The 16,179-nt window shown below is 75.5% G+C and carries 16 protein-coding genes and 1 riboswitch; of the genes, 8 read left to right on the plus strand and 8 right to left on the minus strand.

Going from position 1 to position 16,179, the window contains the following annotated elements:
• Window positions 1-55 precede the first annotated feature (55 nt).
• Window positions 56-694: a TetR/AcrR family transcriptional regulator gene (locus CCE01nite_RS18780; protein WP_034626315.1), complete on the minus strand. Its 639-nt coding sequence runs from the start codon at window positions 692-694 to the stop codon at window positions 56-58.
• Between the two features lie 84 nt (window positions 695-778).
• Between CCE01nite_RS18780 and CCE01nite_RS18785 the strand changes: the two genes are divergently transcribed.
• On the plus strand, window positions 779-1,186 hold the full coding sequence (locus CCE01nite_RS18785; protein WP_034626313.1) for a RidA family protein: 408 nt from the start codon (window positions 779-781) through the stop codon (window positions 1,184-1,186).
• Between the two features lie 86 nt (window positions 1,187-1,272).
• On the opposite strand, the gene CCE01nite_RS18790 is transcribed toward CCE01nite_RS18785, so the two are convergent.
• Window positions 1,273-2,277, minus strand: a complete 1,005-nt coding sequence (locus tag CCE01nite_RS18790; RefSeq protein WP_034626310.1) for an aldo/keto reductase — start codon at window positions 2,275-2,277, stop codon at window positions 1,273-1,275.
• 94 nt (window positions 2,278-2,371) lie between these two features.
• Between CCE01nite_RS18790 and CCE01nite_RS18795 the strand changes: the two genes are divergently transcribed.
• From CCE01nite_RS18795 to rocD, 4 genes are all read left to right on the plus strand, one after another.
• Complete coding sequence (locus CCE01nite_RS18795) at window positions 2,372-2,743, plus strand: MmcQ/YjbR family DNA-binding protein (RefSeq protein WP_034626308.1); 372 nt, start codon at window positions 2,372-2,374, stop codon at window positions 2,741-2,743.
• A gap of 26 nt (window positions 2,744-2,769) precedes the next feature.
• A complete protein-coding gene (locus tag CCE01nite_RS18800; protein ID WP_141372822.1) occupies window positions 2,770-3,237 on the plus strand; it encodes an SRPBCC family protein in 468 nt (155 codons plus the stop codon).
• 226 nt (window positions 3,238-3,463) lie between these two features.
• A complete protein-coding gene (ddaH, locus tag CCE01nite_RS18805; RefSeq protein ID WP_034626303.1) occupies window positions 3,464-4,315 on the plus strand; it encodes a dimethylargininase in 852 nt (283 codons plus the stop codon).
• The gene (gene rocD, locus CCE01nite_RS18810; protein ID WP_034626301.1) at window positions 4,312-5,550 is read left to right on the plus strand and encodes an ornithine--oxo-acid transaminase; all 1,239 of its coding nucleotides are present in this window, start codon (window positions 4,312-4,314) and stop codon (window positions 5,548-5,550) included. The genes ddaH and rocD overlap by 4 nt, the downstream gene beginning before the upstream one ends.
• Before the next feature lie 140 nt (window positions 5,551-5,690).
• On the opposite strand, the gene CCE01nite_RS18815 is transcribed toward rocD, so the two are convergent.
• Entirely contained in the window at window positions 5,691-6,941 is a 1,251-nt protein-coding gene (locus tag CCE01nite_RS18815) for a CAP domain-containing protein (RefSeq protein WP_141372823.1), read from the minus strand.
• Between the two features lie 232 nt (window positions 6,942-7,173).
• Between CCE01nite_RS18815 and CCE01nite_RS18820 the strand changes: the two genes are divergently transcribed.
• Complete coding sequence (locus CCE01nite_RS18820; protein WP_246056731.1) at window positions 7,174-7,677, plus strand: Lrp/AsnC family transcriptional regulator; 504 nt, start codon at window positions 7,174-7,176, stop codon at window positions 7,675-7,677.
• 52 nt (window positions 7,678-7,729) lie between these two features.
• Here CCE01nite_RS18820 and CCE01nite_RS18825 read toward each other — a convergent pair whose 3' ends face one another.
• The 4 genes from CCE01nite_RS18825 to CCE01nite_RS18840 form a co-directional block, all read right to left on the minus strand.
• Entirely contained in the window at window positions 7,730-8,701 is a 972-nt protein-coding gene (locus CCE01nite_RS18825; RefSeq protein ID WP_141372825.1) for a universal stress protein, read from the minus strand.
• A 142-nt stretch (window positions 8,702-8,843) separates the two neighbouring features.
• Complete coding sequence (locus CCE01nite_RS18830; RefSeq protein ID WP_141372839.1) at window positions 8,844-9,344, minus strand: HNH endonuclease; 501 nt, start codon at window positions 9,342-9,344, stop codon at window positions 8,844-8,846.
• 213 nt (window positions 9,345-9,557) lie between these two features.
• On the minus strand, window positions 9,558-10,316 hold the full coding sequence (locus CCE01nite_RS18835; RefSeq protein ID WP_141372826.1) for a C40 family peptidase: 759 nt from the start codon (window positions 10,314-10,316) through the stop codon (window positions 9,558-9,560).
• Between the two features lie 3 nt (window positions 10,317-10,319).
• A riboswitch (cyclic di-AMP (ydaO/yuaA leader) is annotated at window positions 10,320-10,480 on the minus strand.
• A 225-nt stretch (window positions 10,481-10,705) separates the two neighbouring features.
• Window positions 10,706-11,407, minus strand: coding sequence for an iron-dependent transcriptional repressor DtxR (locus CCE01nite_RS18840; RefSeq protein ID WP_141372827.1), 702 nt, complete (start codon window positions 11,405-11,407; stop codon window positions 10,706-10,708).
• A 95-nt stretch (window positions 11,408-11,502) separates the two neighbouring features.
• Here CCE01nite_RS18840 and serC point away from each other — a divergent pair, with 95 nt between their 5' ends.
• Both serC and CCE01nite_RS18850 read left to right on the plus strand, forming a co-directional pair.
• Window positions 11,503-12,657, plus strand: coding sequence for a phosphoserine transaminase (gene serC / locus CCE01nite_RS18845; RefSeq protein ID WP_246056735.1), 1,155 nt, complete (start codon window positions 11,503-11,505; stop codon window positions 12,655-12,657).
• Between the two features lie 19 nt (window positions 12,658-12,676).
• Complete coding sequence (locus CCE01nite_RS18850; RefSeq protein WP_141372828.1) at window positions 12,677-13,951, plus strand: MFS transporter; 1,275 nt, start codon at window positions 12,677-12,679, stop codon at window positions 13,949-13,951.
• Between the two features lie 175 nt (window positions 13,952-14,126).
• On the opposite strand, the gene CCE01nite_RS18855 is transcribed toward CCE01nite_RS18850, so the two are convergent.
• Window positions 14,127-16,088: a family 43 glycosylhydrolase gene (locus CCE01nite_RS18855; protein WP_246056737.1), complete on the minus strand. Its 1,962-nt coding sequence runs from the start codon at window positions 16,086-16,088 to the stop codon at window positions 14,127-14,129.
• Window positions 16,089-16,179: the final 91 nt, after the last annotated feature.

The raw sequence follows: 16,179 nt of genomic DNA on the forward strand, positions 1-16,179 counted from the left end.
GGCCGGCCGGCCGCGGTGAGTCACCCCGGCGCACGGCGCACCGGCCCTGCGTGGGTCACCCCGGCGCCGGCCCGTTGCCGTGGGTGGCCAGCTCCGCCCAGCCCCGCTCGACCGACGCCCGGCACCGCTCGGGCTCGTCACCGACGCTCACGAGCAGCGCGGTCAGCATGGGGACGCCGTGGTCGAGCGTCTCGCGCGGCAGCGGCCCGGTGGCCACGAGCGACACGAGCCCGTGCCCGAGCGCCCAGCTCTGGATCGCGAGCGCCAGGGGGTCGGTCTCCGGGCGGAACCGGCCCGCGTCGCGCGCCCGCCGCACGCCCTGCACGAGGTGCTCGAGCGTCGCGTCGGCCGCCGGGAGGTCCTCGAGGTCGACGCTCGCGTCGAACATGACCCGGTAGAGGTCCGGGTGGTCGAGGGCGTGCGCGAGGTACCCCGCGACGAGGGCCGCGAGGTCGCGGACGGGGTCGGCGGACGGCGCCGTCGTGGCGAACCGGGCCTCGAGCCTCGTGAACCCCTCCTGCCGGAGCGCCTTCCACAGCCCGTCCATGCCGCCGAAGTAGGTGTAGACGGCCATCGTCGAGACCCCGGTCCCCGCGACGAGCGAGCGCAGCGTGACGGGCTCCCGGGCGCGGAGCATCCGGGCCGCGCGCTCGAGCAGGAGCGTGCGGACGGCGGGGTCCTTGGTGCGAGCCACGCCCCGAGACTACATAGCATTTCAATGCTATGTTTTGATGGTCGAGCCCGGTCGGGTCCGACCCGTCCCCTACGAGGAGCGATCATGGCCGTGACCCTGCGGAACCCCGACGGGCTGCCGAAGCCGGACTTCTACCACCAGGTCGCCGTCGCGACGGGCTCGCGGCTCGTGTTCGTCGCCGGGCAGCTCGCGAGCGGCCCCGACGGCGCGCTGGTCGGCGTCGGCGAGCTCGCCGCGCAGGTCGAGCAGTGCTACCTCAACCTCGGCACGGCCCTCGCCGACGCCGGCGCGACCTTCGCCGACGTCGTCAAGCTCACCGTCTACGTCGCCGACCCCCGGCCCGACCAGATGCCGCAGTTCTTCGAGGGCATCTCCCGGGCGGCGGAGAGGCTCGGCGTCACCCCGCAGGCGCCGCTCACCGGCATCTTCGTCGCGGGCCTCGCCGACCCCGACGCGCTCGTCGAGATCGAGGCGACGGCCGTCGTCGACTGAGGCACGAATGACGACCAGGCACCGCACGACGAGGGCCGCACGCGACGTGCTCCGCGTGCGGCCCCTCGTCGATCACGTGGTGCGGTTCACCAGCGGCCGTGCACGTGCTCCCGGATCGACCGGTCGTAGACGTCCTCGAGCGCGGCCAGCGCCTCGGCGTCGAGCGGCGCGAGCGCGGCCGCGGCGGCGTTCGCCCGGGCCTGCTCCCCGTTGCGGGCGCCCGGGATGACCGTCGAGACGCCGGGCTGGTCGACGATCCACCGCAGCGCGAGCTGCGCGGTCGTCGCGTCCGGGGCCACGCGGCGCCCGATCTCCGCGACCTCCTGGGCCGCCGCGACGCCGACCTCGAACGGCACGCCCGCGAACGTCTCGCCGACGTCGAACGCCTCGCCCTGGCGGTTGTACGTGCGGTGGTCGTTCTCCGCGAACTGCGTGCTCGCGTCGTACTTGCCCGAGAGCAGGCCGCTCGCGAGCGGGACGCGCGCGATGATCCCGACCCCGGCCTCGAGGGCCGCCGGCAGGACGCGCTCGAGCGGCTTGCGGCGGAACACGTTGAGGATGATCTGGACGCTCGCGACGTTCGGGCGGGCGATCGCGGTGAGGGCCTCGTCGACCGTCTCGACCGAGACGCCGTACGCCGCGATGCGCTCCTCCTGCACCAGCGTCTCGAGCGCGTCGTACACCGCGTCGCGCGAGTAGACCTCGGTCGGCGGGCAGTGCAGCTGCACGAGGTCGAGCGTGTCGACGCCCAGGTTCTCGCGGGAGCGGTCGTTCCAGGCCCGGAACGCGTCGAGCGTGTACGCGTCCGCGTCGTGCGGCGCGGCCCGGCGGCCCATCTTCGTCGCGACGGTCGGGACCTCGCCGCCCGCGGCGCGCTGCGCCTGCAGGAACTTCCCGACGAGCCGCTCGCTGCGCCCGTCGCCGTACACGTCGGCCGTGTCGAGGAACGTCACGCCGTCCGCGACCGCGGCGTCGAGCACCGCGAGCGCGTCGTCGTCCCCGACGTCACCCCAGTCACCGCCGAGCTGCCAGCAGCCCAGCCCCACCACGCCGACCGACCGTCCCGTCCTGCCCAGCACACGCTTCTCCATGCGGCCGACGCTACCCTGGGCTGCGCGGGTGGGCAGGGTCGACGCGGCGCCGCCGGCCCGGACGCCGACCCCGCCCCGGTCCCCAGGAGGACGCATGGAGCACCCCCGGATGTACGACGACGGCGACCCGCTCCTGGCGCACGTCCGCGACGTCGCGGCGCGCTTCCCGGAGTCGGTCGAGGTCGAGGCGTGGGGCCGCCCGACGTTCCGTGCGGGCAAGAAGATCTTCGCGGTGTACGGGTCGAGCGGGACGGACGAGCCCGCGCTGATCCTCAAGCCGGACCCCGACGAGCGGCCCGCGCTGGAGCAGGACGAGCGGTTCTTCTCGCCGCCGTACTTCGGTCCCGCCGGGTGGCTCGCGCTGCGCCTCGACCCGACCGTCGACTGGGACGAGGTGCGGGAGCTGCTCGACTCGTCCTACCGCCAGGTCGCGCTGGTGCGGATGCTCCGGGCGCTCGACGCGTGAACGGCTCCCCCGGCGGACCGCCGCCCGTGAGCGGCGCGCCCCGCGGACGCGAGATCGCCGTGAGCCGCGTCCTGCCGGTGAGCGCCGAAGCCGCGTGGGACCTGCTGCTCGAGGGCCGCAACCACGAGCGGTGGATCCCCCTGACCCGGATCGACCTGCCCGACGGGCCGCTGCGGCTCGGTGCGCGCTTCGAGGCGACGTCGGGCCCGTTCGCCCGGCGCGGCGCCCCCGGGCTGCTCGACCGCATGCGCCTCGACCGGTTCGAGCCGCCGACCGCCGACCGCGCCGGGGAGGCCGTCTTCACCAAGCTGGGGCCGATCCTCCTCGGTGAGGCCGCCGTCCGCGTGGCCGACGCCGGCCCCGGGCGAGCACGGGTGACCTGGTCCGAGCGCGTGGTCCTCGCCGGGCCGGTCCCCGCCGGTGCGGTGCTCGCGCCGGTGCTCGGGCTCATGCTGCGGTTCGCGCTCGCGAGGATCGCGCGCGAGCTGCGCTGAGCCGCGTCGCCCTGCGCAACGAATCGCCGCGGAACCCGCGCACGGCGCAACGTTCCGCACCCGGACGCGCAACGCGGCGTGCCAGGTCGACGCCCCGGCGGCTCGTACGCTCGGAGGGTGCCCGGCCCGAGTCACCGCTCGGGCCTCAGGACGCGCCGGGCCCACCCCCCACGGCCCGGCGCGTCGCCCCCAGCCCCGCGCTGACCACCGCCCGCCGAGGAGCCTCATGTCCGTCACGCCCGCGACCCCCACCCCCGAGCGCACCGCGACCCCGCGTCACTTCCTCATGTGCGAGCCCGTGCACTACACCGTCTCCTACGAGATCAACCCGTGGATGGACGTCACGCGCCACACCGACGCCGGTCTCGCCGTCCGCCAGTGGCGCACGCTGCGGGACGTGTACCTCGACCTCGGCCACACGGTCGAGACGATCGACCCGGTCGAGGGCCTGCCGGACATGGTCTACGCCGCGAACGGCGCGACGGTCGTCGACGGCGTCGTCTACTCGGCCCGGTTCCGGTACGCCGAGCGCGGCCCCGAGGGCCCCGCGTACCAGAAGTGGTTCGCCGACCGGGGCTACGTCACGCACACCGCGTCGGAGATCAACGAGGGCGAGGGCGACCTGCTCGTCGTCGGCGACGTGATCCTCGCGGGCACCGGCTTCCGGACGGACCAGTCCGCGCACGAGGAGGCTGCCGGCCTGTTCGGCCGCGAGGTCGTCTCGCTCGAGCTCGTCGACCCGCACTACTACCACCTCGACACCGCGCTCGCGGTGCTGTCGAGCGACCCGGCCGACCCGCAGGTGGCGTACTACCCGCCGGCGTTCTCGGACCGGTCGCGCGAGCTGCTCGAGCGCGTGTTCCCCGACGCGATCCGTGCGACCGAGCGCGACGCGGTGGCCCTCGGCCTCAACGCGGTGAGCGACGGGAAGAACGTCGTCGTCGCCCCCGGGGCCGTCGACCTCGCGGCGGCGCTGACCGAGCGCGGCTGGAACCCGATCCCGGTCGACACGAGCGAGCTGCTCAAGGGCGGCGGCGGCGCGAAGTGCTGCACGCTCGAGATCCGCAGCGCGCGATGACGACGACGGTGCCCGCCGCCGCGCCGGGCGCTGCGCACGCCGCCGGGAGCACCCCCACGCTGGCGCAGAACTACCACCCGCTCCCGGTGACGCTCGCGTCCGGCTCGGGCGCCTGGGTGCGCGACACCGCGGGCGCCGACTACCTCGACCTCCTGGCCGGGTACTCGGCGCTCAACTTCGGGCACGGGCACCCCACCCTGCTCGCCGCGGCGCACGCGCAGCTCGACCGGATCACGCTCACCTCGCGCGCGTTCGACCACGACCTGCTCGTGCCGTTCGCCGACGCGCTCGCCGCCCTGGCCGCGCCGCGCGTCGCGGGTCCCCCGATGGTCCTGCCGATGAACACCGGCGCCGAGGCCGTCGAGACCGCGATCAAGGCCGCCCGCAAGTGGGGCTACGACGTCAAGGGCGTCGCGCCGGACCGGGCGACGATCGTCGTCGCGTCGGGCAACTTCCACGGCCGGACGACGACGATCGTCTCGTTCTCGGACGACGCCGACGCGCGCACCGGCTTCGGCCCGTTCACCCCGGGATTCCGCATCGTGCCGTACGGCGACGCGGCGGCGGTGCGGGACGCGATCGACGAGACGACGGTCGCGGTGCTGCTCGAGCCGATCCAGGGCGAGCAGGGCGTCGTCATCCCGCCCGACGACTACTGGCCGGCCGTGCGCGCCGCGTGCGACGAGGCGGGCGTGCTGCTCGTCGCCGACGAGATCCAGTCGGGCCTCGGGCGCACCGGGACGACGTTCGCGTGCGAGCTGTGGGGCGTGCGCCCCGACCTCATGACGCTCGGCAAGGCGCTCGGCGGCGGCATCGTGCCCGTGTCCGCGGTCGTCGGGCGCGCGGACGTGCTTGGCGTGCTCACCTACGGCACCCACGGCTCGACGTTCGGCGGCAACCCGCTCGCGTGCGCGGTCGGCCTCGCCGTCATCGGGCTGCTCGCGACCGGGGAGCACCAGGAGCGCGCGCGGACCCTCGGCGTGCACCTGCGCGAGCGGCTGCAGTCGCTGGCCGACGACGGGCTCGTCGAGCGCTTCCGGGCCGTCGGGCTGTGGGCCGGCGTCGACGTCGACCCGGCGCGGTTCACCGGGCGCGAGGTCTGCGTGCGGCTGCTCGAGCAGGGCGTGCTCGTCAAGGACACGCACGGCTCGACGATCCGGCTCGCGCCGCCGCTCGTCATCGGGCGCGACGACCTCGACCTCGCACTCGACCGGCTCACGCTCGTCCTGCGCTGAGCCGCTCCCGCAGGTCGCGCTGCGGGATCCGCCGGAACGCCGAGGGCCCCGGACGCACGTGCTGCGTCCGGGGCCCTCGTGCGTCGGCGGTCGGTCCGGCCGGGTCCCCGGCCGACGGGGACGGAGCCGTGCGGCGGCGGTCAGCTGAAGGACATCGCCGTGAACAGGCGCCCGTTGAGCGTGACGGCGCCGATCGACACGTGCGAGGAGTCGGACAGCAGCCACGCGTTGTGCCCCGCCGAGTTCGCGTAGGCCGAGATCATCGCGCTCGAGCTCGCTGGCTGGACGTAGCCGACGATGTGGTCGCGGCCGCTGTGCCAGATCCGCCACTGCGCGGCCATGTCCGCGGCGTGGTTCGCGAGCGAGCTCGACCCCGACACGCTGACCGGGCCCAGCCCGTTCGCGGCGCGGTGCGCGTTGATGGCCTCACCGAGACCGCCGACGCCGTACGACTCGACGCCCGCGGCCCAGCCCCCGGCGGCCTCGGCCGGCGCTGCGGCGGCGGCCGGTGCGCTGCCGCCCGAGGCGCGCGGTGCCGCGGCCTGCCGGGGTGCGCGGGACGCGGGACGGGCGTTCGCGCGGCGCTGCGCTGCCTCGGCCTCCGCGGCGGCTGCGGCCTCCGCCGCGGCGCGCTCGGCGGCGATGCGGGCGTCCTCGGCGGCCTGCCACGCGGCCTGCGCGTCGATCGCAGCCTGCTGCGGCGCTGCCACGGCGGCGGCGGCCGTGCGCAGCGTAGCGACGCTGGTGCCGCTCCCGGTCGTGGTGGTGACGGCTCCGAGCGCGTCGACCGCGGCCTGCAGCGCGGCCCGCGGGGCCTCCCCCGCCTGCGGAGTCGCGGCGAGCGCACCCTGGGCGGCCTGCGTGACCGCGGCGGCGTCGGCGAGGGCCGCGGCGCGGAACGCGGCGGACGACGCGGCCACGGTGGCGCGGGCACGGTCGTCGAGGAAGCGGGTGTCGGCCGCACGCGCGGCGGTCTCGGTCGCGACGCGGTCCTGGGCGCGGGCGAGCTCGGCGGCCTTGGCGTCGAGCTGGAACTTGACCAGGATGCCGGCGACGAGAGCGCCGAGCACGAGCGCCAGGGCGCTGACGACCAGGGCGGTCCGCACGCGGCGGCCCTTCGCCGGCGAGCCGGCGGCGGGCGCGGGGGTGGCGGGGGTCGCGGGCGCGGGGGTCGCGGGCGCGGAGGTGGCGGCGCCGGCGGTCGGCGCGGGTGCGGCGGTCGGTGCCTCGGGCGGGGCGATGCTCTCGACCGCGGGCGCGGGGAGCGGTGCGGGGACGAGCGGGGTCCCCGGGGGCGCGGTCGTCGCTGCGTCGGGCGCGGCCCCGGTCGCGCCGACCTCGCGCTGCGTCGGGATGGTGCCGAGCCGTCGGTCCTCGCGCACAGTCGCCATGGCTGCCCCTGCCTCTCGTCGGGCACGACTTTTGCGGAATCGCCACCTGGACGCAAGACCGGATGCGCATTGTTACGGCTAAATGTCGGGTTTGTTCCCGACTGCCCAGAAAAATCATTCCTCGGCGTATTGGTTCATGAGATTACGGGATCCGAGCCATTTGGTAGCGATCGCCCCTTCCTCGACGTCGGACCACGCCGGCGGGCGCAGCGCCGTGCGGGATGATGAGCCCGTGCCGCCCGCCTCGCCCTTCTCGGACCGCCCTGCCGACGTCGCGCCCCTCGACAGCCTCGACACCGCGATCCTGCGCGAGCTCGCCGTCGACGCCCGGGCCAGCTACGCCGAGATCGGCGCCGCGGTGTCGCTGTCCGCCCCCGCGGTCAAGCGGCGCGTCGACCGGCTGCGGGCGCGCGGCGTCGTGCGCGGGTACACGGTGCTCCTCGACCCGGCGGCGCTCGGCTGGGCGACCGAGGCCTTCGTCGAGCTCTACTGCCACGGCTCGACGAGCCCGGCGACGATGCGGGCGGCCGTCGAGAACTACCCCGAGGTCGTCTCCGCGAGCACGGTCACGGGCGACGTCGACGTGGTGCTCCAGGTCCGCGCGCACGACATGCGCCACCTCGAGCAGGTCGTCGAGCGCCTCGCCGCCGAGCCGTTCGTCGCCCGGACCCGCTCGACGATCGTCCTGTCCGCCCTGCTGCGCCGCCCGGACGTCCCCGCAGGCCCGCCCGCCTGACGCGGCCCCGCGGGCCCGCCCGCCGGACGCGTCCCCGCGGGCGCCCGCCCGGCTAGACCCGACGCTCGGGCGGCACCTCGCCGGTCCGCTCCGCGAACTGCTTGCACCGGCTCGTCACGACCATCACCGGGCACACCGCGTGGTGCAGGACCGCCTGGCTCGTCGAGCCGAGCAGCAGCCCCGCGAACCCGCCGCGCCCGCGCGACCCCACGACGATGAGGTCGGTCGCGGTCGAGAACTCGGTGAGCAGCTCGGCGCCGGTGCCGTCGAGCACGTGCCGGCGCACCGTGAGGCCGGGGTGGTCGGCGAGCGCGCGGTCGACCACGACGTTGAGGCCCTCCGCGGCGTCCGCGAGCACCTGCTCGTGGTCCACGGCGGCGGGCAGCCACGCGAGGATCCCGGTCCCGGAGCCGACGGGCACGCCCGCGACCGCGGTCAGCTCGGCGCCCCAGGCCTCCGCCTCCGTGATCGCGCAGCGCAGCGCGAGGTCCGCCTGCGGCGACCCGTCGATCCCGACGACGATCCGGCGCACGGGCGCGACGGGTTCGAGCGGCGCGTCGTCCACGGCGCCCCGCGCGTTGTCCGGACCGCGCAGGGGCACCACGACCGTCGGGCAGAACGCGTGCGCCGGGAGCGCCGAGGACACCGTGCCGAGCAGGCGGTCCGCGAACCCGCCGCGACCGCGCGTGCCGACGACGGCGAGCGCCACGTCGTGCGACATCTCGACGAGCACCCCCGCGGCGTCGCCCGTGGCGACCGTCGCGGTGACCGGGATCCCGAGCGGGGCGACCCGCGCCTGCGCCTCGGCCAGCACGGCCCGGGCGCCCTCCTGGATCGCGGAGTCGTCGAGCGCCGCGTAGCCGCCGTCGAGCGAGGCGGCCGTGAACGACGGCAGCGAGTACGAGCACACGACCTGCAGCCGGCGGCCGTGCACCTGCGCCTGGGCGGCGGCCCAGTCGAGCGCGTGCAGGCTCGCCGCCGAGCCGTCCACCCCCACGAGCACGACGTCGTCGTGGTGCGTCATCGCCGGTACCTCCTGGTCGTCACGGCACCCAGTCTGCCCCCGATCATGCCCGCGGCGGAAACTTTCGCGACACTCTCTTGGGGGACCCTTGGCGTGCTCGGACGGCCGGACGGCCCTGGCCGGACCACCCGGCCGGGAGCGCTCAGGCGACGAGGTAGGCGCTCCAGGTCGGCTCGTCGACGTGCGAGCCCGCCATCAGCGCCGCGAGGCCGCGCGGCGCCCGCGGGACGAACGGCAGCTCCCAGCCGATCTCGTGCAGCAGCCGGTCGGCCTTGCGGTGGTTGCACCGGCTGCACGCCGCGACGACGTTCGTCCACTCGTGCCGACCGCCGCGCGAGCGGGGCAGCACGTGGTCGACGGTGTCCGCTCCCCCGCCGCAGTACGCGCAGCGGTGGTTGTCGCGCTGCAGGACCGTGCGCCGCGTCGGGGCGACCGCCTTGCGCATCGGGACGTGCACGTAGCGCGTCAGGCACAGCACGAGCGGCAGCGGGAGCGAGGTGCGTTCGGAGTGGAGCTCGCGCCCGTCGGTCTCGAGGATCGACGCCTTCCCGGACATGACCAGCGTGACGGCGCGGTGCACGCTCACGACGCAGAGGGGTTCGAGACTGGCATTGAGAAGCAGCGTCCGGTGCGTCACGGGCATCAGCACGGCGGGCTCCTGTCCAGGTCGGTGGACCCACCTGGCTGGTGGGTCCCTGGGGGAGTGCAAGCGCGACCAGAGTACGCGGCGAGGTCCTCCGCGTCCCTCGACTTTCGCACGTGCACCCCGTGAACGCCCGGCGACTGCCGGACGCACGTCCAGGGCCCCCTGCGCGCGGTCGCGTGCAGGGGGCCCTGGAGGAGCGGTGCGGAGGCGTCAGCCGATGCGGAGGAAGACCGGCGAGCTCTGGTAGATGTTGCGGAACTGCACAGTCTTGCCCGCCGACGGCGAGTCGACCTGGTCGTCGCCCCCGGCGTAGATGCTGATGTGGCCCGGGGTCCAGATCAGGTCGCCGGGCAGCGCGTCGGCCCGCGAGACGACCGTGCCGACCGCGCGGATGCCGGACGACGTGCGCGGAAGATCGATGCCGAGCTGGGCGTAGACGTACCCGACGAAGCCCGAGCAGTCGAAGCCCTCGGGGGTCGTGCCGCCCGCCAGGTACGGGGTCCCGACGTAGCGCGCGGCGATCTCGAGGACCGCGTTGCCCGAGACGGACTGCGGGATCGGGTTGTTGACCGTCGCGGCGGCGGTGGCGCGCTCGGCGCTGCGGCTCGCGGCGGCCCGCGCGGCACGGGTCGTGACGACCGGCTTCGCGACGGCGGTGACGGCCGGGGCCTCGAAGGACCACGCGGCGTCCGCCGGGGCGGACACGACCGGCGAGGTCCGCAGCACGGCACGGGCCGACGCGGTGAGCGCGGAGGTGTCGACCGCGGGCAGCGCACCCGCCGCACCGGCACCGGGGGCCGCGACCGCGGGGCTGATCATGGTGGCGACCAGGCCGCCCGACGCGGCGACGATCGCGGCGCCTCGGCCGACGGCGCCCATCGAGTCGGACGCCGCGGACGCGAGGTCCGTCAGCGGTGTGGCAGGGCGGCGGACGGAACGGTGCCGCGCGCGCGTCGTGCTCTCGGTCACTGGGGTACCTCTCCTGTCGCCTGCGAGGTCAGCTGTCGGGTTCGGGTGGGAGAACACCCGGCCGTCGGGATGCGAGCATCCGTCGGGCTTCACCCCAAGGACACCGTTGCCGGTGCCCGTCATGGGTCCCCCGCCCCTGCCGGCGAGTTGAGCGGACCGCGTGCGGCGGCAGGGTTGGGCGATCCGCACGAGGGCTTCCCCGAAGGAGGGTCCGGGCGAAGCAGGACGAACGTACAGGAGACGCGGAACGAATGTCACGTATCCGACACGCCCGTTTCGTCCCCTCCCCCCGACGGGCCCCGCGGGCGGCGCGACGAGACCCCGCCGGCACGGTCCTCGGCGGGGTCTCGCGCGCGTCGGCGCAGGTCAGCGGGGCACGCCCCGGGCGCTCAGGAGTTGCCGACGAAGATGTGGCGGGCCACGTCGTCGGGCAGGTCGAGGACGGTCGCCGAGCCGGGCGGCGCGATGGTCACGACCCCCGGGCCGCGCTCGACCGTGACGGTCACGCCGGGGCGGATCCCCGCCTGCGAGAGCCGCGACAGCAGCTCGACGTCGGGCTGGATCGGCTCGCCGAGGCGCGCGACGACGACCCCGTCGAGCCGGCCCGACGCGGCGTTGGCGACGGTGAGCAGCGACGTGACGCCGTCGAGGAACTTCTCGGACGTGCTGGTCTCGCCGATCTCCGCGAGGCCGGGGATCGGGTTGCCGTAGGGGTCGAAGTGCGGGTGGTCGAGCAGCGCCGCGAGCCGGCGCTCGACGCGCTCGCTCATGACGTGCTCCCAGCGGCACGCCTCCTCGTGCACGAACTCCCAGTCGAGCCCGACGACGTCCGTCAGCAGGCGCTCCGCGAGCCGGTGCTTGCGCATCACGCGCGTCGCCTTCGCGAGCCCGAGCTCCGTGAGCTCGAGGTGCCGGTCGCCGCTCACCACCACCAGGCCGTCGCGCGCCATCCGCGCCACGGTCTGCGAGACCGTCGGGCCGCTGTGCCCGAGCCGCTCCGCGATGCGCGCCCGCAGCGGCGTGATGCCCTCCTCGGTGAGCTCGTACACGGTCTTCAGGTACATCTCGGTGGTGTCGATCAGGTCGCTCACGCCGCAGCCTCTCGCTCGTCGCACTCGTCGTCGTCGCTGGCCACCAGGGTAGGCGGTCCGGCGCCGCGGTCCCCCGACGCCGTATCGTCTGCACCGTGCCCGAGGCCCCCGACACCGCGCCCGCGATCCCCGCGATCACCGTCCCCGCCGACCTGCTGCCCGTCGACGGGCGGTTCGGCTCCGGCCCGAGCAAGGTCCGCGCCGCGCAGGTCGAGGCGCTCGCGTCCGTCGGCCGCACGCTGCTCGGGACGTCGCACCGCCAGCCGCCCGTGCGCGCGCTCGTCGGCCGGGTCCGCGCGGGCCTCGCCGAGCTGTTCGACCTGCCCGACGGGTACGAGGTCGCGCTCGGCAACGGCGGCTCGACCGCGTTCTGGGACCTCGCGACGCTGTGCCTCGTGCGCGAGCGCAGCCAGCACGCGAGCTTCGGGGAGTTCGGTGCGAAGTTCGCGACCGCCGCGGCGCGCGCCCCGTTCCTCGGCGAGCCGACGGTCCGCACCGCTCCCCCGGGGCAGCTCGCGCTGCCCGAGCCCGAGGACGGCGTCGACGTCTACGCCTACCCGCACAACGAGACCTCGACGGGGGTCGCCGCGCCCGTGCGCCGCGTGGCCGGCTCGCGCGAGCAGGGTGCGCTGACCGTGGTCGACGCGACCTCGGCGGCGGGCGGGCTCGCGGTCGACGTGAGCGAGACCGACGTCTACTACTTCGCGCCGCAGAAGTCGTTCGCGTCCGACGGCGGGCTGTGGCTCGCGGTCCTGTCGCCCGACGCGGTCGAGCGGGCCGCGCAGGTCGAGGGCAGCGGGCGGTGGGTGCCCGAGTTCCTGTCGCTCACGACGGCGCTGACGAACTCACGGCTCGACCAGACGCTCAACACCCCGGCGCTCGCGACGCTCGTCCTGCTCGCGGAGCAGCTCGACTGGATGCTCTCGCACGGCGGGCTCGACTGGGCCGCCGGCCGGACCGCCGAGTCCGCGGCCCACCTGTACGGCTGGGCCGGGCAGCGCGACTGGGCGACGCCGTTCGTCGAGGACCCCGCGGTCCGCTCGAACGTCGTCGGGACGATCGACCTCGCCCCGGAGATCGACGCGGCCGCGGTGGCGCGCGTCCTGCGCGCGCACGGCGTCGTCGACATCGACCCGTACCGCAAGCTCGGCCGCAACCAGCTCCGGGTCGCGATGTTCCCCGCCGTCGACCCGCAGGACGTGCTGGCGCTCACGCGGTGCGTCGACCACGTTGTGGGGCAGCTTGGCTGACCGGCGCACCGGTCCCGCGGTGGGCGGTCGCCCCGCGCCCGCGCGGCTCGTCCGGGACCGGGTCACCGCGGCGCTGTACGCGTGCTTCGGCACGTGGGGCTGGTTCCTCTACAGCTTCGTGCCCGGGCTGCCGCTGCTGGCGGACGAGCTCGGGATCACCCGGGCGCAGGCCGGCCTGCACACGACGTTCATGGCGTGCGGCACGCTGACGTCGGGCTTCACGAGCGCGCGCCTCGTGCGCCGGCTCGGGCGCCGCGGGGTCCTGCTGCTCGCCGCCGGGCTGCTCGCGGGCGGCGTCGTCGCCCTCGTGAGCGCGCCCGGGCTGCTCGTGACGCTCCCCGCGGCGACCGTCGTCGCGACCGGCGGCGCGCTGTTCATCGCCGCCGCGCAGCCCGCGCTCACCGTGCACCACGGGGCCGCCGGGCCGGCCGCCGTGAGCGAGGGGCACGGGACCGGCGCGCTCGTCGGGCTCGTCGGGCCGCTCGCGCTCGGGGCGTCGGTCGCCGCGGGGTGGGGCTGGCGGCCCGCGGTCGCGGTCACGGTCGTCCTCGCGGCGGCCACGGCGCTGCTCGTCGCGCGGCTGCCCGGCGAGGGTGCGCTCGGCACCGCGACGACCACGCGGACCGTGGGCGCGGAGGACGGCCGGGAGGACGGTCGCACCGACGCCCGGCCGGACGCGGCCACGACCGGTCGGCGCCCCGGGTTCTCGGCGACGTTCTGGCTGCTCTGGGCCACGCTCGTGGCCGTCGTCGCGATCGAGAACGCGACGACCGCGTGGGCGGCCGACCTGCTGCGCACGCACGCGGGCGCCGACAGCGGGGTCGCCGCCGGTGCGGTGTCGGGGCTCATCGCGGGGATGTGCGTCGCGCGGTTCGCCGTCGGGCGCCTCGCGCTGCGGTTCACCCCTCTGCAGCTGCTGCTCGCGGCGTTCGCCGTCGCCGCCGCCGGCTGGTCCGTGCTGTGGGTCGCGACGACGCCGCCGCTCGCGCTCGCCGGGCTCGTCGTCGCGGGCCTCGGGTACGGCGCGCAGTTCCCGCTCGCGATCTCGATGCTGCTCGGCGCGGCCGACGGCCGGCTCGACCAGGCGCAGGCCCGCTCGACGCTCGGGGTCGGCGCCGCGGTGGCCGTCGCGCCGGTGCTGCTCGGCGGGCTCGCCGACCGGGTCGGGCCGCACACCGCGTTCCTCGTGGTGCCCGCGCTGGTCGCGTGCGGGGTCGGCGCGGTGCTGCTCGCCGAGCGCGCGCGGCGACGTGCGGCGCAGGACGCGGCCGGCGCCGCCGGCGGGACGGCCTAGGGCCGGCGCACCCGTCCACCGAGCGCGGCCCCTCCGGCGCGGCGGCAACCGCCGGGCCCGGGTCCACGTCGACGCCCAGCGCCGGCGGCTCCGGGGGCGGTGGCGCGGCGGCCCGGGGGGGCGGCGGCGCCGTGCCGCACCGTCGCCCCCCGGGCCCGAGGTCAGCGGGCCGGCCTCACGAGCGGGTCCACTGCATGCTGGTCGCCGCGCTGCACGTCCGCTGCTCCAGAGCGGCGCCCGCCGCGGTGGAGCCGCCGACCACGGCGAGGCACTGGGTGCTGTTCAGGTTGACCAGCTGCGCGTACCCGTCACCCATGGACCGCCAGGTGAAGACCTGGTTGGGCCGGTCGTGGCAGGTGTACTGGATGATCGCCGCGCCGTCGGCCACGGAGGCACCGCTGACGTCGACGCACTTGCCGCTGTGCACGCTCTGCAGACGTACCCGGCCGCTGCCGGCGTCGAGGAAGCGCCACTGCTGCCACGCCGTGCCGTTGGCGGTCCACTGCCCGATCACCGCGAGATCGGCGGTGTTGGGCTGCTGCACGTCCATCACCTGGCCGCTGCCGCGGTTGGTGACCCGGTACGACGTCGGGGTGCTCCCGCCGCCGGCGAACTGCCACCAGTTCACGTTGAACAGCGTGCCGCTGCCCCCGACGAAGCGCAGGAACAGGTCGTGCGTGCCGGTGGCGCCGCTGACCGGGCACGTGGTGGTCGTCCAGGCCTGCCACCCCCCGGTGCCCCCGACGGTGCACGTGCCGACGAGCGGGCCGCTGGCGCTGTCCAGCCGCACCTCGATCCGGCCGCCCGCGGTCGCGGACGCCACCCGTGCCGAGAACGACGTGGCGCCGGTGCCGAACGCGACGCCCTCGACCTTGACGTGGTCCCCGTTCTCGAGCCAGCCGATGTTCATGCCGCCCTCGGTGGACGGCTCGGTCTCGATGCCGGAGCCCCAGGCGATGGTCTCGGCCTCCTGCCGGACGAACGGGTCGAGCGTGCCCACCTGGGGGGCACCCTGCGAAGTCATCGTGATCCTCGGGATGCTGCCGTCGGAGCCGTAGGCGAACTTCTCCACCGCGACGGAGCGCGTGAACCCGCCACCTCCCGGGAGCGCCCCGTTGTGGTAGAAGAAGTACGACCCGCCCTTGAAGTCGATGACGCCGGCGTGGTTGGTGAAGCTGCTCCCCTGTGTGGGCATGACCGTGCCGCGGTACGTCCACGGCCCGGTCGGGCCGGGCGCCGTGGAGTAGCCGATGAACTCGGAGCAGCACTGCGCCGCGAACACGTTGTAGTACTGCCCGCCACGCTTGTAGACCCACGGCCCTTCCTCGTAGAGCGTCGGCCTGCTGGCGTTGCCGGTGCGGGTCCCGAACCCGGCGGTGGTGAGCGGGATCTTCGTCGCGCTGCCGGAGTACGAGATCATGTCCGCGTTGAGCCGCACGTACCAGAGGTTGGGGTTGCCCCAGTAGAGGTACGCCTGCCCGTCGTCGTCGATGAGGACGGTCGGGTCGATCTCGTTGGTGCCCACCAGCGGGCGACCGATGGCGTCGCGGAACGGGCCGGTCGGGCTGTCGGCGACGCCCACCCCGATGACCATCTGGCCGGTCGACCGCTGGCGCACCGGGACGTACCAGTAGTACTTCCCGTTGCGCGGCACGACCTGCCCGGCCCAGGCGTTGGCGTCGGCCCAGGCGAACGTCGCGAGCGACATGGGTGAGCCGTGGTCGGTCCAGTTGACCATGTCGACCGAGGAGAACACCCGCCAGTCACGCATGGTGAAGTAGGTCGAGGCGTCCTCGTCGTGCCCCGTGTAGAGGTACACCCGGTCGCCGACCACCAGCGGCGCCGGGTCGGCGGTGTAGACGTGCTGGACGATCGGGTTGTCCGCGTGCGCCGCGGTGGGCACGAGCGTCAGGGCGCAGACGGCCGAGGCCAGCACGGCGACGGCCGGCCGGAGCCGGGTCCACCCGCGGCGAGCCCGGCCCCGCGCCGTCGTCGCTGCGCGGGCGTCGCGACGCTCCCCGGTCACGACCTGCTCCGGCGCTGGGCGGGGCGCGACCACGGCGTCGGTCATCACGGTGGCGGACGTGGGCGCGAGGACGCGCGCGGCGGCCGCGATCCATCGGGGGGGTCTACGCACGTGGATCTCCTTCGTCGGGGACGCGGGGCGGCGCCGGCACGGGCCGGGGCCGGGCGTTCTTCACGGGCCGACGCGGGCCGCACGGAAGGTG

The organism is Cellulomonas cellasea (assembly GCF_006538745.1).
Classification (GTDB): domain Bacteria; phylum Actinomycetota; class Actinomycetes; order Actinomycetales; family Cellulomonadaceae; genus Cellulomonas_A; species Cellulomonas_A cellasea.

Coding starts and splice junctions, on each gene's coding strand:
- CCE01nite_RS18785 (WP_034626313.1), top strand. CDS start 779: ATGGCCGTGACCCTGCGGAACCCCGACGGGCTGCCGAAGCCGGACTTC.
- CCE01nite_RS18790 (WP_034626310.1), bottom strand. CDS start 2,277: ATGGAGAAGCGTGTGCTGGGCAGGACGGGACGGTCGGTCGGCGTGGTG.
- CCE01nite_RS18795 (WP_034626308.1), top strand. CDS start 2,372: ATGGAGCACCCCCGGATGTACGACGACGGCGACCCGCTCCTGGCGCAC.
- ddaH (WP_034626303.1), top strand. CDS start 3,464: ATGTCCGTCACGCCCGCGACCCCCACCCCCGAGCGCACCGCGACCCCG.
- rocD (WP_034626301.1), top strand. CDS start 4,312: ATGACGACGACGGTGCCCGCCGCCGCGCCGGGCGCTGCGCACGCCGCC.
- CCE01nite_RS18815 (WP_141372823.1), bottom strand. CDS start 6,941: ATGGCGACTGTGCGCGAGGACCGACGGCTCGGCACCATCCCGACGCAG.
- CCE01nite_RS18825 (WP_141372825.1), bottom strand. CDS start 8,701: ATGACGCACCACGACGACGTCGTGCTCGTGGGGGTGGACGGCTCGGCG.
- CCE01nite_RS18830 (WP_141372839.1), bottom strand. CDS start 9,344: ATGCCCGTGACGCACCGGACGCTGCTTCTCAATGCCAGTCTCGAACCC.